Annotated in this window: 17 protein-coding genes, 1 pseudogene and 1 riboswitch; of the genes and pseudogenes, 8 read left to right on the forward strand and 10 right to left on the reverse strand. The window is 56.0% G+C overall.

Annotated features, from left to right (window positions below; translation table 11 throughout):
• Positions 1-3 precede the first annotated feature (3 nt).
• Genes ACR42C_RS19235 through ACR42C_RS19245 form a run of 3 tightly spaced genes read right to left on the reverse strand, consistent with a single transcriptional unit; the run spans position 4 to position 2,833 of the window.
• The gene (locus ACR42C_RS19235; RefSeq protein WP_479984459.1) at positions 4-1,044 is read right to left on the reverse strand and encodes a FecCD family ABC transporter permease; all 1,041 of its coding nucleotides are present in this window, start codon (positions 1,042-1,044) and stop codon (positions 4-6) included.
• On the reverse strand, positions 1,041-2,024 hold the full coding sequence (locus ACR42C_RS19240) for a FecCD family ABC transporter permease (RefSeq protein ID WP_479984460.1): 984 nt from the start codon (positions 2,022-2,024) through the stop codon (positions 1,041-1,043). The genes ACR42C_RS19235 and ACR42C_RS19240 overlap by 4 nt, the downstream gene beginning before the upstream one ends.
• Positions 2,021-2,833 carry an ABC transporter ATP-binding protein gene (locus tag ACR42C_RS19245; protein ID WP_479984461.1) on the reverse strand — a complete coding sequence of 271 codons (813 nt, stop codon included), beginning with the start codon at positions 2,831-2,833 and terminating at the stop codon, positions 2,021-2,023. Before ACR42C_RS19245 ends, ACR42C_RS19240 begins: the two co-directional genes overlap by 4 nt.
• Before the next feature lie 384 nt (positions 2,834-3,217).
• Here ACR42C_RS19245 and ACR42C_RS19250 point away from each other — a divergent pair, with 384 nt between their 5' ends.
• On the forward strand, positions 3,218-5,356 hold the full coding sequence (locus tag ACR42C_RS19250; protein ID WP_479984462.1) for a TonB-dependent siderophore receptor: 2,139 nt from the start codon (positions 3,218-3,220) through the stop codon (positions 5,354-5,356).
• A gap of 104 nt (positions 5,357-5,460) precedes the next feature.
• Here ACR42C_RS19250 and parE read toward each other — a convergent pair whose 3' ends face one another.
• Genes parE through nudF form a run of 5 tightly spaced genes read right to left on the reverse strand, consistent with a single transcriptional unit; the run spans position 5,461 to position 9,869 of the window.
• Positions 5,461-7,353 carry a DNA topoisomerase IV subunit B gene (gene parE, locus ACR42C_RS19255; RefSeq protein WP_080328221.1) on the reverse strand — a complete coding sequence of 631 codons (1,893 nt, stop codon included), beginning with the start codon at positions 7,351-7,353 and terminating at the stop codon, positions 5,461-5,463.
• 28 nt (positions 7,354-7,381) lie between these two features.
• A complete protein-coding gene (yqiA, locus tag ACR42C_RS19260; RefSeq protein WP_023331317.1) occupies positions 7,382-7,963 on the reverse strand; it encodes an esterase YqiA in 582 nt (193 codons plus the stop codon).
• The gene (cpdA, locus tag ACR42C_RS19265; RefSeq protein WP_116342076.1) at positions 7,963-8,790 is read right to left on the reverse strand and encodes a 3',5'-cyclic-AMP phosphodiesterase; all 828 of its coding nucleotides are present in this window, start codon (positions 8,788-8,790) and stop codon (positions 7,963-7,965) included. The genes yqiA and cpdA overlap by 1 nt, the downstream gene beginning before the upstream one ends.
• A 27-nt stretch (positions 8,791-8,817) precedes the next feature.
• A complete protein-coding gene (locus ACR42C_RS19270; protein ID WP_061097042.1) occupies positions 8,818-9,240 on the reverse strand; it encodes a DUF1249 family protein in 423 nt (140 codons plus the stop codon).
• Entirely contained in the window at positions 9,237-9,869 is a 633-nt protein-coding gene (nudF, locus tag ACR42C_RS19275; protein WP_116342078.1) for an ADP-ribose diphosphatase, read from the reverse strand. The genes ACR42C_RS19270 and nudF overlap by 4 nt, the downstream gene beginning before the upstream one ends.
• Positions 9,870-10,073: 204 nt before the next feature.
• On the opposite strand from nudF, the gene tolC reads away from it, so the two are divergent.
• From tolC to ACR42C_RS19290, 3 genes are all read left to right on the forward strand, one after another.
• Positions 10,074-11,561 (forward strand): outer membrane channel protein TolC, encoded by a 1,488-nt coding sequence (gene tolC, locus ACR42C_RS19280; RefSeq protein WP_316379922.1) that lies wholly within the window; start codon positions 10,074-10,076, stop codon positions 11,559-11,561.
• A 160-nt stretch (positions 11,562-11,721) separates the two neighbouring features.
• Positions 11,722-12,387, forward strand: coding sequence for a DUF1190 family protein (locus tag ACR42C_RS19285; protein ID WP_028014445.1), 666 nt, complete (start codon positions 11,722-11,724; stop codon positions 12,385-12,387).
• A 2-nt stretch (positions 12,388-12,389) separates the two neighbouring features.
• Positions 12,390-13,550, forward strand: coding sequence for a glutathionylspermidine synthase family protein (locus ACR42C_RS19290; RefSeq protein WP_233002800.1), 1,161 nt, complete (start codon positions 12,390-12,392; stop codon positions 13,548-13,550).
• A 39-nt stretch (positions 13,551-13,589) separates the two neighbouring features.
• Here the strand turns inward: ACR42C_RS19290 and ygiD are convergent, their stop codons facing one another.
• A complete protein-coding gene (gene ygiD / locus ACR42C_RS19295; RefSeq protein ID WP_320719894.1) occupies positions 13,590-14,378 on the reverse strand; it encodes a 4,5-DOPA-extradiol-dioxygenase in 789 nt (262 codons plus the stop codon).
• Between the two features lie 452 nt (positions 14,379-14,830).
• Here ygiD and ACR42C_RS19300 point away from each other — a divergent pair, with 452 nt between their 5' ends.
• The 4 genes and pseudogenes from ACR42C_RS19300 to ACR42C_RS19315 all read left to right on the forward strand — a co-directional run bounded on the left by ACR42C_RS19300 (position 14,831) and on the right by ACR42C_RS19315 (position 19,718).
• The gene (locus tag ACR42C_RS19300) at positions 14,831-15,391 is read left to right on the forward strand and encodes a fimbrial protein (protein ID WP_116342088.1); all 561 of its coding nucleotides are present in this window, start codon (positions 14,831-14,833) and stop codon (positions 15,389-15,391) included.
• Positions 15,392-15,461: 70 nt separating this feature from the next.
• Positions 15,462-17,903: a fimbria/pilus outer membrane usher protein gene (locus ACR42C_RS19305; RefSeq protein WP_479984463.1), complete on the forward strand. Its 2,442-nt coding sequence runs from the start codon at positions 15,462-15,464 to the stop codon at positions 17,901-17,903.
• Positions 17,904-17,912: 9 nt separating this feature from the next.
• Positions 17,913-18,674, forward strand: a complete 762-nt coding sequence (locus ACR42C_RS19310) for a fimbrial biogenesis chaperone (protein WP_320719949.1) — start codon at positions 17,913-17,915, stop codon at positions 18,672-18,674.
• A pseudogene (locus ACR42C_RS19315) lies at positions 18,658-19,718 on the forward strand (type 1 fimbrial protein). The gene ACR42C_RS19310 and the pseudogene ACR42C_RS19315 overlap by 17 nt, the downstream one beginning before the upstream one ends.
• Positions 19,719-19,762: 44 nt before the next feature.
• Here the strand turns inward: ACR42C_RS19315 and ribB are convergent.
• Positions 19,763-20,416, reverse strand: a complete 654-nt coding sequence (gene ribB / locus ACR42C_RS19320) for a 3,4-dihydroxy-2-butanone-4-phosphate synthase (protein WP_116342096.1) — start codon at positions 20,414-20,416, stop codon at positions 19,763-19,765.
• Between the two features lie 105 nt (positions 20,417-20,521).
• Positions 20,522-20,672: riboswitch (FMN riboswitch) on the reverse strand.
• Between the last annotated feature and the right edge of the window lie 120 nt (positions 20,673-20,792).

Consider the following 20,792-nt stretch of genomic DNA (forward strand, 5'->3'; position numbering starts at 1 on the left):
CCTCTAAAATCTGTCCCGACGCTGCCAGAGCAGCAGCAGGAAAAACGGTCCGCCAATCAGTGAAATCACAATTCCCGCCGGCAGCTGCAGCGGGAGGAATGCCAGCCGCCCGACGTTATCCGCCAGCAGCACCAGCAGCGCCCCCAGCACGGCGCTACCCGTCAGGAGCGCCGTTTGCCCGCCACGGAGCAGCAGGCGCGCCATATGCGGCGCAATCAGCCCGACAAAACCAATGCTGCCCACGCAGGAGACGCAGGCCGCCGTCAGCACTACCGGGGCGAGAACCCTTAGAAGCGCCAGCCGCTGTGCGCGCACGCCAAGGCCCGCGGCGACGTGGTTGCCGAGCAGCGCCACGTCGGCAGCGCGGGCGGTAAGCAGCAGCAGCGCAAACGCCGGAAGCGTCCAGACAGCGGCAATGCAAACCAGCGTCCAGTTTGCGGCGTGCAGGCTGCCCGCCAGCCACAGCATTGCCGTCTGCACGTCGCGCACGTCCGCCGTGGTCATAAAAACGCCCATTGCGGCGGCAAAGACCCACGACACGCCGATGCCGATCAGGATGAATCGCGGACGTGAGATATCGCGCGCCAGGGCCATCACCAGCAGCGCGGTGAGCAGCCCCCCGGCCATGCCGACCAGCGGCCGCCAGGCCAGGCCCAGCGCCGGGAACTGAAATATCAGCAGCAGTACCGCCGCGCTACAGCCCTCTTTCACCCCGATAAGCCCCGGATCGGCCAGGCCATTTCGGGTAATAGACTGCATTGCCGCACCCGCCATGCCGAGCATCCCACCGCACAGCGCCGCCATCAGCAGGCGCGGCAGGCGGATATCCATCACGATGTAGCGCGCCTCCACCGTCAGGCTTTCTGGATAAAACAGCGCACGCCCGATGGCGGAAGTCGGGATGGGCAGAGAACCGTGCGTCAGGCCAAAACCTACCAGCAAGCAGGCTGCCAGCGTCAGCACGGCCAGATACGCCAACGCCTTTGGACGGACCAACGCCGAGAAGGCGCCAACCCGAAGCGCACGCAGTCCGGCACGGTTCATTTGAACATCCTCGAGGCCATGAAGATAAAGACGGGGGCGCCAACCAGCGCGGTCATGATGCCGGTTGCCAGCTCCCAGGGCGAAAACAGCGTGCGGGCAGCGATATCCGCCAGCAGCAGAACCAGCGCCCCGCACAGGGCGGACAGCGGCACCATCACGCGCAGATCGACCGACACCAGACGGCGGACGAGCTGCGGCACCACGAGCCCGATAAAGCCGATCGGCCCGGCAATGGAGACTGCCGCACCGCAGAGCAGCGCGATGGCCAGCAGAGCGAGCAGCCGGGTTTTCAGCAGCGATACGCCAAGCCCCTGCGCCATTCTGTCGCCCAGCGCCAGCATGTTGAGCGAGGGCGACAGCCAGAGCGCCAGCGCAAAGCCCACTCCAGCCACCCACAGGGCAGCGGCAATCGTTTCACCGCTGACCCCCGCCAAATCCCCCGCCAGCCAGGTGCGCATGGCGAGCAGCGTCTGTTCATCCAGGATGAGCACCGTGGCGGTAATCGACGAGGCAAGCGCCGACATCGCCACGCCGCACAGCGTGACTTTCATCGGCGTAAGCCCGGTGCGTCCGGATGAGGAGAACGTGAGCACCAGCAGAAACAGCGCCGCGGCTCCGGCGGCGGCAATCAGCGGGCGCCCAAACGGCAGCGTCATCCCCAGCGCGCTCGTCAGCACCACAGCCATTGCTGCCCCGGCGTTGAGCCCCAGAATATGCGGTTCGCCGAGCGGGTTGCGGATCGTGGATTGCAGCAGCACGCCCGCCACGCCGAGCGCGGCGCCCGTCACCATCGCGGCGCAGAGGCGCAGCAGTCTGAGTTTGATAATGACGTTATGGTCGAAGTTACGCGGATCGAAGTGGAAGAGTGCTTCCACCACCGTTTGCGGGGCGATAAGGCGGGCGCCGATCCCCAGATGGGCAATCGCGCCCGTTGCCAGCAGCACGGCGAAAATCAGGAAAGCCAGAGAGGTGCGCATCATGGCTGTTTTGCGACCTGGCGAAACGGCATAAAGAACGGTTTACCGGTCAGCGGATTGATGGACATATGTACTTCGACATCAAACACCGCTTTAATAAGCTCAGGCGTGCAGGCGTCTCCCTCATGCAGTACGCCCTCGACTTTTCCCTGGCGTAAAAAGACCAACGAATCGCCGTAGTTTACGGCGAAGTTAAGATCGTGCAGTACCACCACCACGGTACGTCCATGCTCGCGCGTCAGCGTATGCAGCAGTTCGAGGATCTCCACCTGATAGCGGAGATCGAGGAACGTGGTGGGTTCATCCAGCAGGATATACGGCGTTTGCTGCGCCAGCGCCATGGCGATCCAGCAGCGCTGACGCTGGCCGCCGGACAGGCTTTCCACGGGCATGTGGGCAAACTCTGCCGTACCGGTCAGGCGCAGGGCCTCTTCCACCGCCTGCTCATCCTCGTCGCTCCACTGGCGCATAACGTTCTGCCAGGGAAAACGCCCGCGCGAGACCAGCTCAAAGACGGTTAACCCTTCCGGCAGCAGCGGAGACTGCGGCAGGATGCCAAGCTGGCGGGCGACGGCTTTCGTCGGCTGCGCGTGGATCGCCTTGCCGTCGAGAACCGCCGCGCCGCCAAGCGGCTGGAGCAAACGCGCGATGGTACTCAGCAGCGTGGATTTTCCGCAGCCGTTCGCCCCCACCAGAACGGTGATTTTCTGCTGGGGGATCGCAAGGGAAATATCATCAACGATGATTTTTTTCTGATAACCGGCAGAAAGATTCTCCAGAACCAGTCCCGGTTTTGTCGTGTTGTGAGCCACGTGCATGCCAACGTAATAAAAAAGGGAAACAAATATAAATAAAAATCATTCTCTTTTGAGAGTTTGAGGCCGAGCCATGTAGTAGTCAAGAGAAGAAACACCCTGAATAAACCAGGGGTAACGGAGCATTACTACACTGACCGGTAAAACATCAAGTGCTTAATTTTCAATTATTTAATTGGTTATTACTGCGCTTTTCCGTTACGTTTCATAGATGTAGCCGATTTTTATCTTTTTTCATTTACTACTACATTTCCGCATGATTGAATGATTCTCAATTACATGTTCGATGCCGGTTCTGGCTAACGAGCAGACCATAAAGGGCAATGACTCACACGTTCTTCCGTGAATATGCTTCACGGATATTTTGGGATAAAAGATGTAATGGCTACGTTCACACCTTCACTCTCTGGGGTAAAAGGGCGCGCGCTCTTTTCACTGCTGTTTATGGCGCCGCTGGTGCAGGCAGCAGACACCACGGCTAAAGACGGCGAAACGCTTACCGTCACCGCCGATCCAAATACTACGGCGGAGGCCACCAACGGCTACCAGCCGCTGAACACCTCCACCGCCACGCTGACCAACATGCCGATGCTGGATATCCCGCAGGTGGTGAATACCGTCAGCGATAAGGTGCTGGCGGATCAGCACGCCACCACGCTGGATGAAGCGCTCTATAACGTCAGCAACGTGGTGCAGACCAACACCCTGGGCGGTACGCAGGATGCCTTTGTACGCCGCGGGTTTGGCGCAAACCGCGACGGCTCGATCATGACCAACGGCCTGCGCACCGTCCTGCCGCGCAGCTTTAACGCCGCAACCGAACGCGTGGAGGTGCTCAAAGGCCCGGCCTCGACGCTTTACGGCATTCTCGATCCGGGCGGCCTGATTAACGTCGTCACGAAGCGGCCGGAGAAGACCTTCGGAGGCTCGATTTCTGCCACCTCTTCCAGCTTTGGCGGCGGCACCGGACAGGTCGATGTTACCGGCCCGATTGAGGGCACGCGCCTGGCGTATCGCCTCACGGGCGAGTATCAGGACGAGGACTACTGGCGCAACTTCGGCAACGAACGCAGCACGTTTATCGCCCCGTCGCTGACCTGGTTCGGCGACGATGCCACCGTGACCGTGCTCTATTCGCATCGCGACTATAAGACGCCGTTCGATCGCGGAACGATTTTCGATCTCAACACCAAACAGCCAGTGAATGTCGATCGCAAAACCCGCTTTGACGAGCCGTTTAACGTGACCGACGGGCAGTCCGATCTCGCTCAGCTTAACGCGGAGTATCGCCTCAACAGCCAGTGGACCGCGAAGTTCGACTACAGCTACAGCCAGGATAAATATAGCGACAACCAGGCCCGCGTTATGGCCTACGATTCAAAAACCGGCACCCTGACCCGCCGGGTGGATGCGACCCAGGGCTCGACCCAGCGCATGCACAGCACCCGTGCGGATCTGCAGGGCAACGTGGATATCGCGGGCTTTTATAATGAGATCCTCACCGGCGTGTCGTATGAAAATTACGATCTGCTGCGCACGGACATGATGCGCTGTAAGAACGTCAAAGGTTTCAATATCTATAATCCGGTTTATGGCAAACTCGACGAGTGTACAACCGTCTCCGCCGCTGACAGCGACCAGACGCTCAAGCAGGAGAGCTACTCGGCCTACGCTCAGGATGCCCTGTACCTGACGGATAAATGGATCGCCGTCGCCGGGCTACGCTACCAGTATTACACCCAGTACGCGGGCAAAGGCCGTCCGTTTAACGTCAATACCGACAGCCGCGACGAGCAGTGGACGCCAAAGCTGGGGCTGGTTTACAAACTGACGCCAGCAGTCTCGCTGTTTGCCAACTACTCGCAGACGTTTATGCCGCAGTCGTCCATTGCGAGCTACATTGGCGACCTGCCGCCGGAAACGTCGAATGCGTATGAAGTGGGCGCAAAGTTTGACCTGTTCGAAGGTGTTACCGCCAACATTGCGCTGTTTGATATTCACAAGCGCAACGTGCTGTACACTGAAAGCATTGGGGGCGAAACCATCGCCAAAACCGCGGGCCGCGTGCGCTCTCAGGGCGTAGAGGTGGATCTTACGGGGTCGCTGACGGAGAACACCAACATTATCGCCAGCTACGGCTATACCGACGCGAAAGTGCTGGAGGACCCGGACTACGCGGGCAAACCGCTGCCGAACGTGCCGCGCCACACCGGCTCCCTGTTCCTGACCTACGATATTCACAATGCGTTTGCCGGGAATACCCTGACGCTCGGCGGCGGCGGGCACGGCGTAAGCCGTCGCTCGGCAACCAACGGTGCGGATTATTATCTGCCGGGCTATTTCGTGGCGGACGCGTTTGCGGCGTACAAGATGAAACTACAGTATCCGGTGACGCTGCAGGTGAACGTGAAAAACCTGTTTGATAAGACCTACTACACGTCGTCCATTGCGACCAACAACCTGGGCAATCAGATTGGCGATCCGCGCGAAGTGCAGTTTACGGTGAAGATGGAGTTTTGATTTTAGTGCGAGGAGTTCCCCTCACCCTAACCCTCTCCCCAAAGGGGAGAGGGGAATTTAACACCCTCTCCCCTTTGGGGAGAGGGCCGGGGTGAGGGGGATCATCAGGCCTCAATATCCGCCATATCGCCTTTCTCCTGCAGCCAGTTACGTCGGTCTTCCGAACGTTTTTTGGCAAGGAGCATATCCATCACGGCGTTGGTTTGCTGTTCGTCTTCGTCGCTGATCGTCAGCTGCACCAGGCGGCGCGTGTTCGGATCCAGCGTCGTTTCGCGCAGCTGCATCGGGTTCATTTCGCCCAGCCCTTTAAAGCGCTGCACGTTTGGTTTGCCCTTCTTACGCTTAAGCTGCTCCAGCACGCCCGCCTTCTCTTCTTCCGTCAGCGCGTAGTAAACCTCTTTGCCAAGGTCGATACGGTACAGCGGCGGCAGCGCAACGTGGACGTGGCCGTTTTTCACCAGCGTGCGGAAGTGCTTCACGAACAGCGCGCACAGCAGCGTGGCGATATGCAGACCATCAGAGTCCGCATCCGCGAGGATACAGATCTTGCCGTAGCGCAGCTGGCTCAGATCTTCGCTGTCCGGATCGATACCGATCGCAACGGAGATATCATGCACTTCCTGCGAGGCCAGCACTTCGTCTGAAGAGACTTCCCAGGTGTTCAGGATCTTACCCTTGAGCGGCATGATCGCCTGATATTCACGATCGCGCGCCTGCTTGGCCGACCCGCCCGCCGAGTCCCCTTCCACGAGGAACAGCTCGGTACGGTTGAGATCCTGTGCGGTACAGTCGGCCAGCTTGCCCGGCAGCGCAGGGCCGCTGGTCAGCTTTTTACGCACCACTTTTTTGGCGGCGCGCAGACGACGCTGGGCGCTGGAGATGGCCATTTCAGCCAGCATCTCAGCCGCCTGAACGTTCTGGTTCAGCCACAGGGTAAACGCATCTTTCACCACGCCGGAGACGAACGCCGCGCACTGACGTGAGGAGAGACGCTCTTTAGTCTGACCGGCAAACTGCGGATCCTGCATTTTCACGGAGAGCACGTAGGCGCAGCGATCCCAGATATCTTCCGCCGACAGCTTCACGCCGCGCGGCAGAATGTTGCGGTATTCGCAGAACTCGCGCATCGCGTCCAGCAGACCCTGACGCAGGCCGTTGACGTGCGTACCGCCGAGCATGGTCGGGATCAGGTTGACGTAGCTCTCAGTCAGCAGCTCGCCGCCTTCCGGCAGCCACAGCAGCGCCCAGTCCACGGCTTCGGTATCGCCGCTAAAGTTACCGACGAACGGTTTTTCCGGCAGCGTCGGCAGGCCGTTTACCGCTTCGCACAGGTAGTCGTTCAGACCATCGGCGTAGCACCAGGTCTGCTCGGTGTTGTTGACGTGGTCTTTAAAGGTGATTTCCACGCCCGGACAGAGCACTGCTTTGGCTTTCAGCAGGTGCGTCAGGCGAGAAACGGAAAAACGTGGGCTGTCGAAGAAGCTTTCGTCAGGCCAGAAGTGGACGCTGGTACCGGTGTTGCGTTTACCGCACGTGCCGACGACCTGCAGATCCTGCACCTTTTCACCGTTTTCAAACGCGATGTTGTACACCTGACCGTCGCGGCGGACGTTGACTTCCACGCGTTTGGACAGGGCGTTCACCACGGAAATCCCCACGCCGTGCAGGCCGCCAGAGAACTGATAGTTTTTGTTGGAGAACTTACCGCCCGCGTGCAAACGGCAGAGGATCAGCTCAACGGCGGGCACGCCCTCTTCCGGGTGGATATCCACCGGCATGCCGCGACCGTCGTCGATAACTTCCAGCGACTGATCGGCATGCAGGATGACGTCAACGCGTTTGGCATGGCCCGCCAGCGCTTCGTCCACACTGTTATCAATAACTTCCTGGCCCAGATGGTTTGGGCGCGTCGTATCGGTGTACATCCCCGGGCGGCGGCGAACCGGCTCAAGCCCGGTGAGGACCTCAATGGCATCAGCGTTATAGGTTTGCGTCATGATTTAAACTAGCAATTCGCATTGATTGTCAGTGGCTGTGCAGTCCAAGAAAATCGACAATCTGGGTGAAATGATTCTCAAAGCCCGTGAAAGCATGGTTTCCGCCCTCTTCTATAGTCTGGCGGCAGGAGGCGTAATACGCCACTGCCTGGCGGTAATCCAGCACTTCATCACCCGTCTGCTGCAGCAGCCAGATGAGATCCGGCGCTTCAAGCGGGTCGACCTGCATAACTTTGAGATCGTAAATATGGCGTGACTCTAGCACATATTGCTGTCCGGTGTAGGGGTTCTCGTTTTCACCAAGAAAGTCCCTCAGCAGCTCAAACGGCCGAACCGCCGGATTAACCACAACGGCCGGCAGCATAAAGCATTGTGAGAGCCAGGTGGCATAGTATCCGCCCAGCGATGAGCCGACCACGCCAAACGATTCACCGCCGTGTTCAAGCACGATCGATTCGAGCATTTCCGCCGCCTCTGCCGGGTATGGTGGCAGCTGCGGGATGATCATCTCAACATGGGGGTGATGTTCGCTCAGCCACTGGCGAAACTGCGTCGCTTTTGCGGAGCGCGGCGAGCTGTTGAATCCGTGCAGATAAAGGAGCGTAGACATCAGTAGCCTTCTGAAGCGGTATCCGGTCGGAACTCTGCGCCCGCCAGGCGGCAGACTTCCGTGGTCAGCGTGCCGTCGGCATGCAGTTCCAGCCAGCGCCAGCCCGGCGCGATGGTATCCAGCGTAAAGTTGGCGCAGTGCGGCTTAAACTGCACGCAGGTCGACGGCGTCGCCAGCATGCGGCGTCCGTTCCAGTCGAGATCCTGTTCCTGATGAATGTGCCCGCACAGCAGATTTTTCACCCGTGGGAATTTCGCCAGCACGCTATCCAGCGCCGCGGAGTTGCGCAGGCTGTGTTGATCCAGCCAGCTGCAGCCCGCCGGTAGCGGATGATGATGAAGTAACAGCAGGGTGTGACGTTCAGGCTCAGCAGCCAGTTTGGTCTCAAGCCAGTCGAGCTGAAACTCGCTTAACTCACCGTGCGGGACGCCAAACACCTGGCTGTCCAGCAGCAGGATCTGCCACTGTTCACCCGCAAAAACACATTTCGCCGGAGAAATTCCCGCATCCTGAAGGGCGCTGTACATCGCGGGCTGGAAGTCATGGTTTCCGGGCAGCCAGACGCAGGGCACGCTAAAGCTCGCGATGCCTTCAGCAAAATGCTGGTAGGCCGCGGAGGATTGGTCCTGCGCCAGATCGCCCGTTGCGACAATCAGGTCGCAGTCGCGATGTTCAGCGTGAATGGCGCTCAGTACCGCCTGATAACTCTCCCAGGTATTAACCCCAAGCAAAGTTTCATGCTTTTCGGCAAAAAGGTGGGTATCGGTGATTTGTAATATCCTGACTGGCGCCCCACCAGCAACAGTCAGGTTCAACAGGCTTTCCAAATGGTGTCCTTAGGTAGGTTTATGACGCTAACAAACCGGAATCGCCATTGCTCCATGTGCTAAACAATATCTTAGCCAGTCGGCTAAAAACTGGTTAATTTGATGCTTTTCGTCGCGTTGATGCAACTTTTTATTCGGATAATCATACCGCGCCTTGAAGCGAAAGATCTGCTGACTTGAACACACTTCAGCGACCATCGCGTCGTGATAGAGACGCACCGTCATAGACGGCAGGCTCCAGTAGCTGATGCTGGGTGCCGTTTGCTCAATGTCCACCAGCGTAGTGTAGCGCGTTGATTCTGTTATCGTTAACCGATACTGCGCGTTGCTCACCTGATAGCTTACCGTTTCGCCGGGTGCGTCGTTTCTCGGCAGCAGGCGGCGCAGCTGGGCGAAATTGGTTTCGCACAGGCGCATCATTTCTGGGAAGTCAGGCGTATAGCGCTTCATTTTTTCCACTCGTTTCGTAATGTCTGATAATGCAGCTGCAGCCATTGCAGGGCGATGACAGACGCTGCGTTGTCGATTAAACCCTCTTCTACCCACTGATAAGCCTGCTCCCGGCTCACCACATGAACCCGAATATCTTCGTTTTCATCAGCCAGACCGTGGATCCCTTCCGCCGTCGTGGCGTCCACTTCGCCCACCATAATGGACAAGCGCTCGCTGGTGCCCCCCGGGCTTGCCAGATAACTCAACACCGGTTTTGTGCGGCCAACCACCAGCCCGGCCTCTTCCAGCGCCTCGCGACGGGCGACGTCTTCAACTGACTCGCCCTCTTCGATCATCCCGGCCACCATCTCCAGCAGCCACGGGCTTTCGCTGGTGTCATACGCGGCAATGCGGATCTGCTCCACCAGCACGACTTCGTCACGCACTGGGTCAAAGGGTAGCAAGACAGCCGCATGCCCGCGCTCAAAAATTTCGCGTCTGATTTCGCCGCTCATTTCGCCGTTAAACAGGCGATGCCTGAAACGGTAAAGATCCATTGAAAAAAAACCGCTATAAAGCGTTTCTCGTGCAATAATTTCTACATCGTTTTTGGCGAATGTCACGGGCAACTTTTCTGGTTTTTGCATGAGTCGAGTCCTGGTAGCAATGGTGATGAAATTGTGAATTTCAAGGCTGTTTGGCTGCCGTTTGTAAGGCTATATGGTAGATTGGTGCAAATTACCGCCAGATGGCACGTAACGCCAACCTTTTGGTGTGGATGATTCTGTTAGAATCGGCAATTATTTTTTAATTAGATCAGCGCTAATACTGCTTCACAACAAGGAATGCAAATGAAGAAATTGCTCCCCATCCTTATCGGCCTGAGCCTGACGGGCTTCAGTGCAATGAGCCAGGCGGAAAACCTGTTACAGGTCTACCAGCAGGCACGTCTGGGCAACCCTGATTTACGTAAATCAGCGGCCGATCGTGATGCTGCGTTTGAAAAGATTAACGAAGCGCGTAGCCCACTGCTGCCGCAGTTAGGTTTAGGTGCAGATTATACCTACAGCAACGGTTTCCGCGACGCTAACGGCGTTAACTCCAATGCTACCAGCGCCTCACTGCAATTAACACAGACGCTGTTTGATATGTCCAAATGGCGCGCCCTGACCCTGCAGGAAAAGAGCGCGGGCATCCAGGATGTGACCTATCAGACCGACCAGCAGACGCTGATCCTGAACACTGCAACCGCGTACTTCAACGTGCTGAGCGCCATTGACGCGCTCTCCTACACCGAAGCGCAGAAACAGGCGATCTACCGCCAGTTAGATCAAACCACCCAGCGCTTCAACGTGGGTCTGGTGGCGATCACCGACGTGCAGAACGCCCGTTCACAGTACGACACCGTGCTGGCTAACGAAGTGACCGCGCGTAACAACCTCGACAACGCGCTGGAATCCCTGCGTCAGGTGACCGGAAATTACTACCCTGAGCTGGCGTCCCTGAACGTGGACAGCTTCAAAACGGATAAGCCGCAGGCCGTTAACGCCCTGCTGAAAGAGGCGGAAAACCGCAACCTGACGTTGCTGCAGGCGCGTCTGAGCCAGGACCTGGCCCGCGAGCAAATTCGTCAGGCGCAGGATGGCCATCTGCCAACCCTGAGCCTGAGCGCGTCGACCGGCGTCTCTGATACCACCTATAGCGGCTCTAAAACGAATGGTGCCAATTCACAGGCTTATGACGACAGCAATATGGGTCAGAACAAAGTGGGCCTGAGCTTCTCCCTGCCGCTGTATCAGGGCGGTATGGTTAACTCCCAGGTGAAACAGGCGCAGTACAACTTTGTTGGCGCGAGCGAGCAGCTGGAAAGCGCGCACCGCAACGTGGTGCAGACCGTTCGCTCCTCCTTCAACAACGTCAACGCCTCCATCAGCAGCATCAATGCCTATAAACAGGCCGTGGTGTCTGCACAGAGCTCCCTGGACGCGATGGAAGCCGGTTACTCTGTGGGTACCCGCACCATCGTTGACGTGCTCGACGCGACCACCACGCTGTACAACGCGAAGCAGCAACTCTCAAGCGCGCGTTACCAGTACCTGATTAACCAGCTGAACATCAAGCAGGCGCTCGGTACGCTGAACGAGCAGGATCTGCAGATGCTGAACAGTGCGCTGGGCAAACCGGTCTCCACCTCTCCGGAAAGCGTTGCGCCGGAGAACCCGGAGCAGGTTGCCGCCGTTGATAACTTCAACGCCGCTGGCAGCGCGCCTGCTGCGCAGCCAGCGGCAGCGCGTACTACTACGTCCGCCAGCAAAGGCTCTAACCCGTTCCGTAACTAAAGTTGTTATCACGCCCTCTCCCACCGGGAGAGGGCGCATCTGCATCCCCCCGAACGTAAGCCAACGTAAAGATCCCCCTGATTCCACCCCTCTTCGCTTCATTTTCAACCACTCATCCACTATCCTGAGCGTTATTACCACTGGGTCCTGGAAGACAAACATGAAACGGACAAAAACGATCAATCACGCGTCGTTCCGCAAAAGCTGGAACGCACGTCACCTCACCCCTGTTGCGCTGGCAGTAACCGCTGTCTTTATGCTGGCAGGCTGTGAGAAAAACGACGAAACGGTATCGCTGTATCAAAACGCGGACGACTGCTCTGCCGCAACCGGCCAGGCTGCAGAATGTAAAACCGCCTACACCAACGCGCTGAAAGAAGCGGAACGCACCGCGCCAAAATACGCCTCACGCGAAGACTGCGTGGCGGAATTTGGTGAAGGTCAGTGTCAGCAGACGCCGGCTCAGGCAGGTACTGCGCCGGAAAATCAGGCGCAGGCGCAGTCCAGCGGCAGCTTCTGGATGCCACTAATGGCAGGCTACATGATGGGCCGCCTGATGGGTGGCGGTGCAGGCTATCAGCAGCAACCGCTGTTTAGCTCGAAAAACCCGGCCAGTCCGGCTTATGGTCAATATACCGATGCCAGCGGCAAAGGCTACGGCGCAGCGACCCCGGGCCGCACCGTGACCGTCCCGAAAACCGCGATGGCGCCGAAGCCTGCAACCACCAGCACCATCACCCGCGGTGGGTTCGGTGAGTCTGTGGCAAAACAGACCAGCATGCAGCGTAGTGCAACAGGCACTTCTACTCGCTCAATGGGCGGCTGATCATGGAACGAGTCGGTATTACCGAGCGCCCGGACTGGCGCGAAAAAGCCACCGAATACGGTTTTAACTTTCACACCATGTACGGGGAGCCGTACTGGTGTGAAGATGCTTACTACAAACTGACGCTCGACCAGGTGGAAAAACTGGAAGAGGTGACGGCCGAGCTGCACCAGATGTGCCTGAAGGTTGTGGAAAAAGTCATCGACAGCGACGCGCTGATGACCAAATTCCGTATTCCGAAGCACACCTGGAGTTTCGTCCGGCAGTCGTGGAAAACAAATCAGCCCTCGCTTTACTCTCGCCTCGATCTGGCGTGGGACGGCGTGGGTGAACCGAAGCTGTTAGAAAACAACGCAGATACGCCAACCTCCCTTTATGAAGCGGCGTTCTTCCAGTGGATTTGGCTGGAAGATCAGATGAACGCCGGAAACCTGCCGGAAGGCAGCGACCAGTTCAACAGCCTGCAGGAAAAGCTGATTGAGCGTTTTGCCGAGCTGCGGGAGCAGTTTGGCTTCAACCTGCTGCATCTTGCCTGCTGCCGCGACACGGAAGAAGACCGTGGTACGGTTCAGTATCTGCAGGACTGCGCTGCTGAAGCTGAAGTGGCGACCGAGTTCCTCTATATCGAGGATATCGGCCTGGGGGAAAAAGGTCAGTTTACGGATATGCAGGATCAGGTGATCAGCAACCTGTTCAAGCTCTATCCGTGGGAATACATGCTGCGCGAAATGTTCTCCACCAAGCTGGAAGACGCGGGCGTGCGCTGGCTGGAACCGGCATGGAAGAGCATTATCTCTAATAAAGCCCTGCTGCCGATGCTGTGGGAGATGTTCCCGAACCATCCTAACCTGCTGCCAGCGTATTTTGCGGAAGATGATTTCCCGCCGATGGAAAAATACGTCGTTAAACCGATTTTTTCCCGCGAAGGGGCGAACGTCTCAATTATCGAAAACGGTAAAACGCTGGAAGCGGTTGAAGGACCGTACGGCGAAGAAGGAATGATCGTCCAGGAATTCTGGCAACTGCCGAAGTTTGGCGACAGCTATACGCTGATTGGCAGCTGGCTCATCAACGATCGGCCCGCCGGGATTGGCATTCGCGAAGACCGCGCGCTGATCACGCAGGATTTGTCACGGTTCTATCCGCATATTTTCGTAGAGTAAGATCTGCCGGGTGGCGGCTTCGCCTGGCCCGGCATGTTTTCACCCAACCTGCACCGACAGCATACTCAAACTACCCATCTCAATGCCGTCAACCGGAATAGTAACCGGCTCCTGACCGTCCCATGCGCCCAAAACATAAAGCAGCGGCAGGAAGTGTTCCGGCGTCGGGTTAGAAAGCGAACCGCCTTCGTGATCCAGATAGTTCACCAGCGGATGCTCCTCAACCGGGCCTTGCCAGGTCAGGTTCGCTTTGACGTAGTCGTTAAAAGCGGTCGCCCACGGGTAAGGCGTATTCTCACCGTGCCAGCGCGCGGTGCGCAGGTTATGCACCACGTTGCCGCTTGCCACCAGCATGATGCCTTCATCACGCAGGTTCGCCAGCTTGCGGCCCATCTCCAGATGCCAGGCAGCCGGTTTAGTGCTGTCGATGCTCAACTGCACCATCGGGATATCCGCATTGGGGTACATTTTTATCAGCACGCCCCACGAGCCGTGGTCAAAGCCCCAGGCTTCTTTATCCAGCGCGACCGGGGCAGGAGCCAGCAAATCCACCAGCTTTTGCGCCAGCTCAGGCGATCCTGGAGCCGGATAATGCGTGTCGTACAGCGCCTGCGGGAAGCCGCCGAAATCATGAATGGTCTTAGGCGCTTCCATGGCGGTCACGCCAGTGCCACGGGTGAACCAGTGCGCGGACACCACCACAATCGCCTTCGGTCGCGGCAACGTCTCGCCAAGATGGCGCCAGGCGCGGGTATAGACGTTGTCTTCCAGAACGTTCATTGGGCTACCGTGGCCTAAAAACAGGGCCGGCATACGAGAAGAAGACATGGTGGTATCCTTAGAGAAGGTGTCAATTTGATGGTTCTACATTACGCGCATTCAGATAAAGATGAACGCAGATAACCGTGAAGATCATCATCAGGAAATTTGAATATGAGGCTGCTTAACCACGTACAGCCCCCCTCATCAGACTATACTCACTGGCTGTAAAATAAAGATGACAATAATAAACCGCACCAATGCCAGTAAATATTAGAAAATTAATGTCAACATTTATATCGACCAAAAATACATTAAAAAAATTATATCATCATCGCTGCTAAGCCGCTAAATCAGGAGAGCAGGCCGGACCTTACAATCAACAGAAATTATATATAAAGGTTAACTTAAATTAGCTTTAAGCTACAGTAATCGCATTCTCTCTCCGTCCTCCCGTATACTCAAACTGCTTTCTGAAATTAATATTCAGAGTATGAATTCATTTGAAAAAGGATATTTTCATGTATATGGGTAAAAAAGTACTGTTAGCGGTTGCGATGGCTGCCATTGTATCGGGTTCTGCCTTCGCGGAAGAACAGGGTTCCGGCAAAATTAAATTTAAAGGCGTGGTTATTGATGCACCATGCAGCATTGCACCGGACAGCGTTGACAAAGAAGTTGACCTGGGTGAAGTGACCACTGCCGTTATTAATGCCAACAAAAAGTCTACTGCTGTTCCGGTTGATATCAACCTGGAAAACTGCCAGCTTGACGATCCTGCTGATGAGACCGACACGCCAATTACCAAAGTCGATGTCACCTTCACCAGCGCAGCAACAGACGCGACTGACACCAGTCTCATGACCAACACCTACGCCAGCGGCGCACAGAACGTGGGCGTTCGTTTGCTGGATAACGCCGAATCCAACATCACGCTGGGCGCGGCTAATGAAGTTGATCTGCTGGCAGGCTCCACTACTCAAACGCTGCACTTTAAAGCGTTAATGGAAGTGCCTGCAGGTAAAACCGCGACTGCCGGCCAGGTAGAAGCCACCGCCAACTATGTGCTGATGTACAAATAATACTACGCGACAAAACAGACCGGCTGGCTTAATGCGTCAGTCGGTCCGCAACATTATTTTGAGTAACAGGATGATGACATATAAATTACAAAAAACAATCATCATTGCGTCCCTGTTAATGACGAAGTGCACCTACGCCACTGAGTTTAATATCAATGCTATTGATAAAGACCAGCGAGGCAGCGTCGATCTTTCTCTTTTTAAAGATGAAATAGCCGTCATCCCCGGAAGCTATTTTGTTACCGTTTCTATTAATGACGTTCCACTGGCGAACGGATGGCAGCTTAACTGGAAAGCGTTTAATGATTCAGTACAGGTATGTATTCCGTCTGAACTGGCTGATACCTTTGCGCTAAAAGATGATATTCGTAACGCTTTACCCGAAAAAGACGGATGCATTGATTTCACCTCCCGGCCCGATATTACCTTTACGTTTGAGCAAGCAACCCAAACGTTAAAAGTTACCGTTCCGCAGGCATGGCTGCAGTATCGTGCCGCTGACTGGATGCCTCCCTCCACATGGGATAACGGCGTGCCTGGCGTATTGCTGGATTACAACCTGTTCGCCAGCCATTACCAGCCCAATAACGGATCGGCCTCGGATAACGCCAACACCTACGGGACCGCCGGTGCCAATATGGGTCCATGGCGGTTGCGCAGCGATTATCAGTACACACAAACGCATACCGACGCCGGCTCTGAACATGACGGACGTTTTTCCCGTGTTTACATGTTCCGCCCCTTGCCTTCACTCGGGGCGAAGTTGACCCTTGGCGAAACGGATTTTCAGTCTGCCATTTTTGATGCGTTTACCTATACCGGCGCCTCCCTGATCAGCGATGAACGCATGCTACCATGGTCCCTGCGGGGTTACGCGCCACAAATTACCGGGATTGCGCAAACCAACGCGACGGTCACGGTCAGCCTGGCCGATCGCGTGATCTATCAAAGTAAAGTTCCGCCGGGACCGTTTGTTATTCAGGATCTTAACCAGTCGGTGCAGGGCACGCTGGACGTAAAGGTGACGGAAGAGGATGGGCGCGTCAGCACCTTCCAGGTCTCGGCAGAATCGGTGCCTTTTTTAACGCGTAAAGGTCAGGTTCGCTATAAGCTGGCGACCGGAAAAGCGCGAAAAGACGCGTCTCATGACGTTGAAGATAACGCCTTTATGAGCGGTGAATTCTCCTGGGGTATGCTGTCACAAACCTCCCTTTATGGCGGTTCGCTCGCCGATGGCGATCGTTACCGGTCCGTTGCCGCCGGGATCGGACAAAATATGGAGTACCTGGGCGCCCTCTCTTTTGACGTGACGCAGGCGACCAGCCGGTTGCCCAATCAGAATAGCCAGACAGGTTACAGCTACCGCTTTAACTACAGTAAACGTTTCGATACCACCGGCAGCCAGCTTACGCTCGCCAGCTATCGCTACTCAGACCCGCAGTTTCTCAGCTACGCCCGTTTTCTGGATGATGACAATAATGACCGCCAGTCAGAAAAACAGACGCTCAGCGTGACGGCAAGCCAGTACATTTCAGCGCTATCGCTCAACCTCTATGTCAACATGCTGCGTCAAACCTGGTGGAATGACACCCCCTCCACAACGGGCAGCGTGACAGCAGGCTATAACTTTGACATCGGTCGCTGGAAAAACCTGGGCGTCACCATGTCGTGGAGTAAAACGCACTATGAAGACGAAGACGACGATACGCAGTTCTACCTCTCACTGAGCGTACCGCTCGACCCCGATCATCGTCTGAATTACGACCTGCGTAACGGCGATAGTCTGAGCCAGAACGTTTCGTGGTATGACACATCAGACCGCAACAATACCTGGGGTGTTTCCGCAGGTACCGAGAGCGAGAAATCAGATGCCGGCGCGCAGGTGAGCGGTAACTATCAACATTATTCTCCATATGGCGACCTGAATCTCTCCGGGAGTTATAAGGCTAATGAATACAACTCCCTGAGTGCCAGCTGGAATGGCTCCTTCACCTCAACGGCCAAAGGTGCTGCGCTGCATCGTCGCAGCTACGGTAACGAGCCGCGCGTGATGGTCAGTACCGACGGCGTAGGCAACATCCCGCTGAACATGTCGCGGGATGAAACCAACCGCTTTGGCATTGGCGTTTTACCGTCCATTTCCAGCTATTCGCCCTCCAGCGTGCAGGTCAATATGAACAATCTGCCCGATGGCGTAGACGTGGACACCCGCGTCGTGACTTCAACCTGGACAGAGGGCGCCATCGGGTACCGTCAAATTGCAACCCGAGCAGGCAACGATATTACAGGCATCTTACGTACGCTGTCCGGCACGCCGCCGCTGGGGGCGATTGTTCGCCTGCTGGATAACGATCGACAGATTGGAATGGTCGCCGATGATGGCCACGTCTGGCTGGGCGCCGTAGAGCCAGAACAGCAGTTCCGCGTAACGTGGGGAGACAATCAGCAGTGTCGCTTCGCGTTACCTTCACAACTCGAAAACAGTATGCAGTTGATACTGCCATGTCAGTAAGAAATCATGATGAAATTCACCCTACTTAAAAACCTGTGCCTGATGCTTATCGGCACCGCATTTGCCAGCCACGCAGCCGTTAACCTGGACCGCACGCGCATTGTCTTCCCGGAAAGCGACAAGGCCAGCAGCCTGAAGATAGAAAACCAGAGCAAAGCGCTGCCCTATCTGGCGCTCTCCTGGATTGAAGATGAGAAAGGCCGCAAGGAGGATACGCACTTCATGGCGCTGCCTCCGATTCAACGCATTGAAGCGGGCTCCGCGTCGCAGGTCAGGATCGTTAAGCAAGCGGCCACCGGCCAGTTGCCAAAAGACAGGGAATCCCTGTTCTATTTCAACCTGCGCGAAGTGCCGCCAAAAAGCACCAGCGCAAGCGAAGAGCGCAGCGTCATGCAGGTGGCGATGCAGAGCAGGATCAAACTGTTCTGGCGTCCTAAAGCAATTACCAAAAAGCCCGGCGAGCAGGCAGAAATGCGGATGGAAATTTCAGCCACCGCGAAAGGGCTGACTATACATAACCCGACGCCGTACTACATCACCCTGGCCTGGCTCAGTAAGAATGCCAAAACCATGCTGCCGGGCTTTGACAGCCTGATGCTTGCCCCCTTCGCAACGGCAACAACCTCTACCGGTGACTACCACGGTAATTATTACAGCATCGGCTATATCGACGATTACGGTGCGTTGAAAAAAGTCGACGTGCAGTGCGCGGGTACAGCGCAGTGCAAACTTACCGAACGGAAGATCGAAAAAGATGCGAAATCCCGCTAATGTCCTGTTTATTTTGCTGGTTTCTGCACTGCCGTTAAAAAAGGCGCTGGCACTGGACTGCTATCTGGGCAGCTCCGGCGGTCCCGTTGAGGAGACCAAAACCATCTCGCCGTTCGCCATTCCCAGCAATGCGCAGGTGGGCGAAAAAATTTGGGAATCAGATGACATCAAAATTCCGGTGACGTGCAACCACAACGTTGTCGGCGGTTTTGAACAAGAAGATATCTTCGCCTGGGTAAACCCTTATCCTGCCGCATCGGATCCCTATTATGAACTGGGCGTGACCTATGAAGGGATGGATTACGATGCAACAGGCCAGCCTAACGGCGTCGATACCCGCCAGTGTCTGGACAACCAAAACATCACGATTTATACCCCGGCGCAGATCCGGCAGATGGGCTGGGAAAATCTGATCTGCTCCGGTAACCCGGACGATATCCATACCTCGCGCACCTTTGTTGCTCGCCTGCGCTTATACGTCAAAATCAAAGCGATGCCGCCCCACGGCTACGTCAGCTCCCTGGGCGATTACATCGTTGTCCAGTTTGACGGAAAAGGTGGCGTGAACCAGATGTCGGACGCCAAAAACCTCAAATATCACATCAACGGTCTGCAAAACATTACCGTGCTGGACTGTGGGGCGACGTTCAGTATTTTCCCGGAGAATCAGGAGATTGATTTTGGTACCTTCAGCGCGCGCGATATTGTGAATCAGCAGACGCGTAGACGAACCTTTTCGGTGAAGACGACGAAGGTGCAGGATGCACAATGTTCAGATGGGTTCAAAATGGATTCGTCGTTCTATACTACGGAATCGCTCACCGCTGAGGACACGGCATTACTTATTGGGAATGGTTTGCAGTTGAGAATACTCAACGGCACTCAGCCCTACACCTTTAACCACTATGAAGAATATGCCGATTTTACGGGCAGCACGCTGCAATATAGCAGGATTACACCGCAGAGCTGTCACCAGTAGAAGGAAAAGCTATCCAGTCCGGTCCTTTCGAAACCGTGGTGTTATTCAAAATTAACTACCACTAGCAACAAAAAAGCCGGGTTTCCCCGGCTTTTTCACATCAGCAACTTCAGCTGGCTTTGCGCTCGTGCGCCTGGCGGTACTCCACCAGATCTTCAATCGTCACCACCGGCATGTTGTGCAGACGCGCAAAGGTGATGCACTCCGGCGCGCGCGCCATGGTGCCGTCATCATTGGTGAGTTCGCACAGTACGCCAGCCGGTTTGAAGCCAGCCAGCGTCACCAGATCGATGGTCGCTTCGGTGTGACCACCACGGGTCAGCACGCCGCCCGGCTGCGCACGCAGCGGGAAGACGTGGCCTGGACGGTGGAGATCCGATGGTTTTGCGTCATCGGCAATCGCTGCACGCACGGTCGTCAGACGGTCAGCCGCCGACACACCGGTAGTCACGCCATGGGCCGCTTCAATGGTCACGGTAAAACCGGTTCCGAAGGCGCTGGTGTTGTTTTCAACCATCATCGGCAGATCGAGCTGCTGGCGGCGGTCTTCGGTAATACACAGGCATACGATGCCGCTGCCGTGACGGATGGTCAGCGCCATCTGCTCAACGGTCATGTTTTCGGCGGCAAAAATCATGTCGCCTTCGTTTTCACGGTTTTCATCGTCAAGCACCATCACACCGCGGCCTTCGCGCAGTGCATCCAGTGCATGTTCAACACGTTGAATTGAAGTGCCAAAAGAGGAAAGTAGCGTCTGATTCATGGTAAAAAAACCTCATTAACTTTATGGTTACCAGAATCAGGGCAGTCTTAGGAGCGCCGAACAAGCGGCAAAAAAATAACGTGAGCGGGCCATGCCCGACTGGATCGTTACTCTCTCCCATCCGGACTCTAACCGTCGGCCCCGGAATTACACCGGATCTGCTGACCTTTGAGAATTCACTCAAAGCGCTCGCGGGCTTTCAGCATGACGCTGATTTACCGCCGGTGGGGAATTTCGCCCCGCCCTGAGAATAAGCGAGATAACTATAACGCTATTGATTAACCTGGGCAATGCATAAGCTTCAAACAAATCTGCTTTATCCTGGGTCATGACGCGCTACAATGTTCATCAACACCGACTTATCAAGGGAAGCCAT

The organism is Enterobacter sp. MG-EB028, from assembly GCF_056673305.1.